At 47.2% G+C, this 7,335-nt stretch carries 8 protein-coding genes; 5 read left to right on the top strand and 3 right to left on the bottom strand.

What is annotated here, in order from left to right; all coding sequences use genetic code 11:
• The first annotated feature begins 254 nt into the window (after positions 1-254).
• Positions 255-806, top strand: a complete 552-nt coding sequence (locus KDK19_RS14065; RefSeq protein WP_257274916.1) for an NUDIX hydrolase — start codon at positions 255-257, stop codon at positions 804-806.
• Positions 807-839: 33 nt separating this feature from the next.
• Positions 840-2,546, top strand: coding sequence for an SWIM zinc finger domain-containing protein (locus tag KDK19_RS14070; RefSeq protein ID WP_257280722.1), 1,707 nt, complete (start codon positions 840-842; stop codon positions 2,544-2,546).
• Between the two features lie 2 nt (positions 2,547-2,548).
• On the opposite strand, the gene KDK19_RS14075 is transcribed toward KDK19_RS14070, so the two are convergent.
• Together KDK19_RS14075 and KDK19_RS14080 are read right to left on the bottom strand one after the other, a co-directional pair.
• Positions 2,549-2,866, bottom strand: a complete 318-nt coding sequence (locus KDK19_RS14075) for an NGG1p interacting factor NIF3 (RefSeq protein ID WP_306801348.1) — start codon at positions 2,864-2,866, stop codon at positions 2,549-2,551.
• A 1-nt stretch (position 2,867) separates the two neighbouring features.
• A complete protein-coding gene (locus KDK19_RS14080) occupies positions 2,868-4,031 on the bottom strand; it encodes a 1-acyl-sn-glycerol-3-phosphate acyltransferase (protein ID WP_257292205.1) in 1,164 nt (387 codons plus the stop codon).
• Positions 4,032-4,325: 294 nt separating this feature from the next.
• Here KDK19_RS14080 and KDK19_RS14085 point away from each other — a divergent pair, with 294 nt between their 5' ends.
• The 3 genes from KDK19_RS14085 to KDK19_RS14095 are packed head-to-tail and all read left to right on the top strand — an operon-like array spanning position 4,326 to position 5,846.
• The gene (locus KDK19_RS14085) at positions 4,326-4,892 is read left to right on the top strand and encodes a tetratricopeptide repeat protein (protein WP_257253438.1); all 567 of its coding nucleotides are present in this window, start codon (positions 4,326-4,328) and stop codon (positions 4,890-4,892) included.
• Between the two features lie 37 nt (positions 4,893-4,929).
• A complete protein-coding gene (locus KDK19_RS14090; RefSeq protein WP_257253439.1) occupies positions 4,930-5,178 on the top strand; it encodes a DUF2007 domain-containing protein in 249 nt (82 codons plus the stop codon).
• A gap of 2 nt (positions 5,179-5,180) precedes the next feature.
• Positions 5,181-5,846, top strand: coding sequence for an SOS response-associated peptidase (locus tag KDK19_RS14095; protein WP_257274919.1), 666 nt, complete (start codon positions 5,181-5,183; stop codon positions 5,844-5,846).
• A gap of 61 nt (positions 5,847-5,907) precedes the next feature.
• Here the strand turns inward: KDK19_RS14095 and KDK19_RS14100 are convergent.
• On the bottom strand, positions 5,908-7,335 hold a 1,428-nt coding region (locus KDK19_RS14100; protein ID WP_257292206.1), incomplete at its 5' end, for a serpin family protein.

Genomic DNA, 7,335 nt, shown 5'->3' on the forward strand with positions numbered 1-7,335 from the left:
AAAGGCGCCGTTGGAACATTGTTATTATCGACCTTGGATACCAGACTGCCTGTAACACCGGGCAGGGCTATCATTCCTTAGGTGCAACGCTGTTTTTTCGTGCTTTAAAAAGATCATAACACAGATGTTTTTTACAGCGTGCTCCATCTGGTAAAGAAATGTTATGCATTTTCTACGCCAATTTTGATTAAAGTGACTTCGGTTATGAATCGGGTTAAGGTGAAGAAAGATTTTCATAGTTAGAAGGAAAAACAGTGAATTTCTGCAGTGAATGTGGTGCTAAGGTCAGTAAGAAGATCCCCTGTGGCGATAACCGATTACGTGATGTTTGTGACGACTGTGGCAAAATTCACTATCAAAATCCGCTAATCGTCGCAGGTTGTCTGCCGGTCTACGAAGGTAAAGTGCTCCTCTGCAAACGCGCTATCGAACCGCGCAGGGGGTACTGGACATTGCCCGGCGGTTTCATGGAGCTGGGAGAAACCCTCGAACAGGCTGCCCTTCGGGAAACCATGGAAGAGGCCGGAGCAGAGGTTACGCTCCAATCATTGTATACCCTGTTTAATATTGTTCATGTGAGCCAACTCTCGGTATTTTTTCTGGCTCATCTTGATAAACCTGAGTTCTGCGCCGGTGAAGAGAGTGAAGCAGTAGCTCTTTTCAGCGAAGAAGATATTCCATGGGATGAATTGGCTTTCAATACCATCAGTCGTACCCTTCGCCATTACTTCAGTGATCGTCAAACAGGTTGTTTTCCTCAGCGGATGGAAGATATCGCACTGCCTGACCGCAGAGTGCTTTCTTAACTAAAGGATTATCCTACATCAGGTTGGAGCAGCGTGAACGACAGGCCGGAAATTACCGATCAGCAGTTAGTGAAGCTGGCAGGCGGGAAAGCTTTTTCCCAGGGGAAGGGATACTACCAGGAAGGCCGGGTCGGAGAGCTGTCGCTTCAGGGTGAGAGAGTATCTGCCAAGGTCATGGGTAGCGTGGTATATCGGGTCAATCTGGTTTATACCCAGAGTGCCCTGGACGGCAGTTGTGATTGTCCTGCTTCCGACGGTATCGACTTTTGCAAGCATTGCGTTGCTGTGAGCATGGTATTACGGGATAAAGTATCTGTGCTCCGGTTGAAAGAAGGCGCACAGGCCACCGACATACTGGCAGCTTATTTATTGCAAATACCCAAAGAAGAGCTGGTGGGACACTTTGTTGAAATGATAGACAGTAGTCGTTCAGTGCGAGAGCAATGGTTGCTCAAGGCTGAGACAGCGTTGGGGATAATGGATAAAAAAACCATCCGCAAACGAATAACCGCCGCCATTCCCTATAATCGTCATTGTTTTAGATATGCCCAGGTCAGGCAATATTTTGCCAATGTTGAACAGGTAATATTTGCCCTTGAATCGCCACTAAAAAAGCTGGCAGCCAGTGACCAGATGGCGTTGCTGGACTACGCTATGTCCCGAATCTTTCGTGCGCTGGAAACCATCGATGATTCAGGAGGTTTCAGGTTTGAGTCTATCGCTCAGCTACAGAGGATGTATGTTGAAGCCTTTGCTGCACTGAGTGGGTCTGAAGCGTCAAAAGCCCAACATCTCATGGAATTACTACTCAGGCATGAAGGTGGATGGCATGGTCGCATTCCGGATGATTTCAGTGAGGTAATGACTTCGGAGTGTCGGGAAGCTTTCCTTGATATCGCCCGGGCCCGTTGGGATGGGTTACCCAGGCTTAAGAGTGATAACTGGCGGGATCGATTCATTTATGACCGTTTGCTGAGGATTCTGCAAGTCGTACCCAAGCTGGAAAATGACTACAAGACTTTGATCCATCTCTATAAAAAGATCGCCAGGACAGAGGAGGAGTATCTGGTTATTGCCCGTTCTCATATGGAGCTGGGTGAGTATGATGAGGCCTGGAATTACCTCGATATGGCCCGGCAGGGCAGTAGTTTTAGTGAATCGGCCCGGATTCATGAACTGCAACAGTTACTGTTATTGAAGACGGGGCGTAACACTGAAGCTTTGCAGGACGTTTGGGAGCAATTTAAAGAGTCACCGACACTGTCTACTTTTGAGCACTTACAAGAGCTTTCAGAAGACCTGAACAGTCAGGAAGACTGGCGGCAAAAAGCCATAGACTGGATGAAAGAGCGGGTTGTCAGCACTCAGGGTTATCACCACCACCGTGTGTTAAACACACTGATGATGGCTTTTCTTGCTGGATCGGATCTGGAGTCAGCCTGGCAACTGGTCACAGATGCAGATCCGGATGCTACATTGCTCTACGAGCTGAGAAAACATTTTCGGCAAGATGGAGAACGTTCTCGTTTTCTCTATGAGAAGCTCGTTAAGGATTGTGTTCAGAAAAGAACGAGTAAAAGTTATCAAGAGGCGGTTGAACTATTGGTTGAATGCCAGCAGATATTGGCAGGACTGAATCAGCCGCAGGCATTTAGTCGGTGGCTTGATGAGCTGCGTGAAGAATACAGGACTAAAAGGAATTTTATGCGTTTTCTCAATGAGGCGTTTCCCGGACTTTAAACTCAGGAAACGCTTACCGGCCAGCTTTCAAAGGCTGGCTCTTCATAAGGGTGTGCCGATCTCAACGCGGCAATGGCTGCTTTCAGGTACTGCTCCTCACAGATCATTTCAACCTTGAATTCCTCAACGATTTCCACCATATCCTGCCTGCCAATGAAAGGGGCGCTGCCATTCAGCGGTCTGAACTGACCCTGGCCAGCTGTTTGCCAACAACAGCTGTCGTAGTTTTCGTAACGCCCGGCACCAGTCGCAAAGACGGCAGTTTTCACCGATTCAAGATGACTTTCAGGAACAAAAAAGCACAGCTTATGCAGGGTCATGTCATTGTCCAGCAAAATGATTGAAAACCGGATTGGCATACATCTTCAGGAACCAGGGTTGATGAGCCTTTGGGCACAGAGCCAAACGGTCATCGAAATCTCTGACTTTACTATCAAGCGACTCATCCGGGCAAAATTTTTCAAATAGGGCTTTTAAAGAACACTCTGTCACATGGGGATAGGCACTGCGGAGTCGATCAAAGGCAATCAGATTGGAAGCAAACAGGTAATAGTTCTGATGAACCTGACGATCCACTTCTTCAACAACCTGGTTGGCGTTTTCATACTTTTCCTTCAGCGGTGTGCCAAAAGCTACATGGACACCGCCTTTGAAACCATTAATGCCAGTCACGATGCTTTGAAGGTCTTCACCTTCGAACTTTTCATAATTGCCCTGGGCTTCAGTCGCGAAGAGTTCCCTGGCTTTGGCCAGATCGCAGGGGTCGTATTCGTAAGCAATTGATACGGGTACCAGGTTCATGGAACGAATGCTGTCGGCAAAAGAAGTATCCGCAGCTTTTCGGCTCATATGAAACATCTTGATGATGGCGGAGTCGGTTTTGTCATCACCGTCTTTTGCCCGTCCTTCACTCTGGGCGATCCAGACGGGATGCCCGGTATCAATGGAATGATGAATATAGGCTGACAGTGTCTGATAAGCCTTGAGCTTTTCCCGGCGGCCTTCTATGGATCGTTTGACGATAAAACTTTTGTTGAGGCGCATCAGATCACTGACAAAAGGTCTTTGCAGCAGGTTGTCACCAATGGCTATTCGAACGGTTTGCATGCCCTGTTTATAAACAGCGAGATTGACAAAGGCAGGATCCATAACGATGTCCCGGTGATTAGACACGAACAGGTAAGCCTGCTCTTTGTCGAGCTGGTCCAGTCCGGAAAAGCTGATGCCGGAAGTGCTGCCTTCAATGACACGGGTCAGGTAAGGTTCAATGACCTCCTGCAGTCCATCAATGTTATGAATGTTCTTTAGCTTGTAGCGCAGTCCCATAGCAGTCAGCCAGCTCGCAACACCACCAAGGAAGCCTGGCATGTTGGGGTACTGATGATGTACCAGCGCCTGAATCAGTTCACGGTCCAGCAACAGGCGGTTCAGGACAGGCCTTACCTCTCGATCGTGATAGGGGCGGATTTCTTCAAAGCGTTCCATCTGTTCGGGATTATTGCCTTATATAACAGCGGTGAGTTAAACCGTTGAGTATATAGGTATTAAAACAAAGGGTCTGTAGCGGGGTTGTGGCACTTTGTAACGGTTTGAGAATTAAGGTGGGTGGGTGTATGTATGTTTGTTGATGTGGGTTTCACTGATTTATGAGTTATTCAAAATTGAAACCTTGCAGTATTCCCTGTCTCGAGTGTGTATACTCCGCCCCTACGAACACATCAGCGTTCCAATAATGAAATAACTGGGCAGTCGTCTGCTCAAAATGGCTAGAGGTAGCAGATGTCATTGAATAAAAAGTGCTGCGGTGGGCTGCTGGCCTTCTCATTGCTGTTTTCCCTGAGCGGTTGGACTGCTGACTTTTCCAGCCTGCTTAAGCAGGCCAGCTCCGGCGACGAGCAGGCCATACTTGAAGTGGGTAGCCTGTTGGTGGCTGGTAAAGCGAAGCCGGAAAATGCCAGTCAAACCCTTTCTCTACTGGAACCTCTGGCGAACCAGGGCAATGTTCAGGCGGAACTGTTGCTGGGTAAGGCCTATCGAGAGGGGCTGGGTGGTGTCACCAAAGATCCCGGAAAAGGGTTTCAACTGATCGAACGTGCGGCAGGTCGGGAAGGCAAGAGTGCAGAGGCTCAGTACGAGCTGGGGAAGTCCTATTATGAGGGAGCAGGTACAGACCGTAACCTGATTGCTGCTTATATTTGGACTGCTCTGAGTCTGGAAGATTCTGCGGGAGATTTTCAGACTGCGGCCCGTAAACAGAAGCAGGAACTGTCTGAATTGCTTAACCCTGCCCAGAGAGCTAAAGCAAATGAACTGATCAGTCAGATCAGGACGGTCTATCTGAAGTAAGCTGGCTTTACGACGGTGGCTGTGTTTTTATAAAAGTATGATTAAAATATTCTGTCCTGATAATCTCCTTGAGGCCCAGTGCCTCAAGGATGTTCTGTTGAACCATGGCATTGCCTGCCATCTGGGAGGTAGCTATTTGACGGGGGCCGTTGGTGAACTACCCGCTAGCGGTTTGCTAGCGCTCTACGTTGAAGATGGCGATGCCGGTCTGGCCAAAGCAATGATCGAAGATTACCTCAAGGCGTCTCCCGTTCTGGAAGACTCTGCTGAGGTTCAGGAAGACTGATTATGTGTGGTCGTTATACGTTGATGGCCGACCAGATCAGCCTGAGCTGGCTGGGTATTCGTCAGCCAGAAGCCAATATCCCGTCCTACAATGTTGCGCCTGGCGAACAGGTGCTTATTGTCAAACATAATAATCAGGGCGATTTAGAAAATGCTCGGGTTAAGTGGGGGTTGGTTCCTCACTGGCTGCAGGATTTTTCCAGAGCCCAGATTAATGCCAGAATCGAAACCGTTGCCGACAAACCGATGTTTCGCAATGCCCTGAAAAAGCGACGTTGTCTGGTTCTGGCTGATGGCTGGTTCGACTGGCAGAAAGTGCGGGACCGCAGTCAGCCCTGGTATATACGACCGAAGTCGGGTGGATTATGTCTCTTTGCCGGTCTTTGGGAAAGTTATCCTGTGGATGACCAACTAAGTTTCGAATCCTGTGCAATCCTCACTTGCCCTGCTATCGGCGATATATCACCGTTGACCGAAAGAATGCCTGTTTTGTTGCAACAGAAACAGGCTAACGATTGGCTGGGTGAAAATTATGAGACGGTTTTTGACAGTCTGAGCAACCCGGCTGAGAAGGTTAGCAAGCTGTCTTTTTATAAAGTGGGCAGAGTGGTGAATAACGTCTCAAACAAGGGGCCAGAGTGCGTGAGGAAACTGGTAGCTCGCAATTAAAGCACTCCCTCGTTGCTCACGACAAAAAGGTGAGGGGAGTCAAGAGGCCCCCCTGTTCCGATTAATGGGTACCCGCTCCTGAAGTGCTCCGAGGATCTAGTAATTGTCCAATTATGATGATTTTTTTGGTTATTTTATTATGCAACATATAAAGAAATGGTCGACTAAATTGGATTGATTTTCTCTGATTGCTCTCCACAAACGATCTCGAAAATGACATGTGTGTGACAGCTGCGGCTCGGGTTCCATCTTTATTAACCTCAATTGCGCAATGTTGACGAACCACATTAATGTAAACAGGTAGAGTGACGGATAGCATAGTTCCTAATTCGAGGGGGTTTGTAAAAAGAGAATGTAAACCTGTTCTATCGAAAAATTTCTTCAATTCAATGTTCGAATCAACTTTAAAGGGTGGAAGTCCAAGAGAGATTTTTGAATATGATGGGCGTGATTCTTCAGAGTTTAAGGATGAAAATAATGCTTTTATTATTTTTGGTGATATCTCATGAGGCATTATACCTTCCGGAGGTAAAACCAAAATCATTTCATGCGCCCCCTGGTAAGGAACAGTAACTGCCTCCCAATCATTATGATTTGTGTATTGTATGGAACTGATTTCCTCCTCCATAAACTGCTCTAAAACAACTCTCTGGTTATTGGGTAAGGTAAATACGCCTGTATTTCGGACATTAAAAGACCTTTCCCAAAGCCCCTTGAAGTAAATAGAATTTATGAGTGCCAAGGTGGTATCTGGGGGCCATTGGTCGACGTGGCAAAATTGAGGAACCATGCCATGGGTTAATTGGCTAAATAGTCTGTTGAGCTCATCAGCGAGGTTTTGTAAAAATACACGGTCGAAGAAGTCGACTTTATCACGAATATCGGCGTTTATTTGTTTAAGTCTCTCACGATAAGTTTCCCGAAGTTCAAGTTCACTGGACAAGAGCAAACAATTCTCAATGAAGTATTCGTCCCGTGCAAAAGATGTTGCGATTGATGCTGTTGCACCGGATGACTCAGAGTAATTATCCCCCAGGTAGCTTTGTAGCAGTCGCCTGGTTTCGCCAGTAGCCCCCATGAGTATTAGTGCCAGTGATCTGAAAAGGCCATCAGGGGAGATAAGAAAATTTTCAGGCGTTTCTTTTGCTGCCTGGCTAAATATATTTATGGCAAGCTCCAGATTCCCCTGCGATTCATCCGACTGTGAACAGGGATTTGAATCAGGATTTGCTGGTATTGCCGATTGGGAGGGCATTGTGTCATATTGAAGTTCCTCGTCAGGATTTTTTTCATGAAACGCTGGGGAGAGTGAAAATCTTTCACGATTCTGATTGAAGTCGTAGGTGTCACAGGTCTCGGCCTGAAGTGGCGAGGGTAGCGAAAGGAAATGAAGCAAACTGACTGACAGCAGAACACGACTGTACTGCAAGTTTATAACGGGAGACTTGTTTGATAGTACCATGTTAGCACCCTGTCTTCTTAATATCAG

This window comes from Endozoicomonas sp. ONNA1, from assembly GCF_024606325.1.
GTDB lineage: Bacteria > Pseudomonadota > Gammaproteobacteria > Pseudomonadales > Endozoicomonadaceae > Endozoicomonas_A.

What these genes read in the sequence shown, in the direction of transcription:
- KDK19_RS14085 (WP_257253438.1), top strand. Translation starts at nt 4,326, where the DNA reads ATGTCATTGAATAAAAAGTGCTGCGGTGGGCTGCTGGCCTTCTCATTG.
- KDK19_RS14075 (WP_306801348.1), bottom strand. Translation starts at nt 2,866, where the DNA reads ATGACCCTGCATAAGCTGTGCTTTTTTGTTCCTGAAAGTCATCTTGAA.
- KDK19_RS14080 (WP_257292205.1), bottom strand. Translation starts at nt 4,031, where the DNA reads ATGGAACGCTTTGAAGAAATCCGCCCCTATCACGATCGAGAGGTAAGG.
- KDK19_RS14090 (WP_257253439.1), top strand. Translation starts at nt 4,930, where the DNA reads ATGATTAAAATATTCTGTCCTGATAATCTCCTTGAGGCCCAGTGCCTC.
- KDK19_RS14095 (WP_257274919.1), top strand. Translation starts at nt 5,181, where the DNA reads ATGTGTGGTCGTTATACGTTGATGGCCGACCAGATCAGCCTGAGCTGG.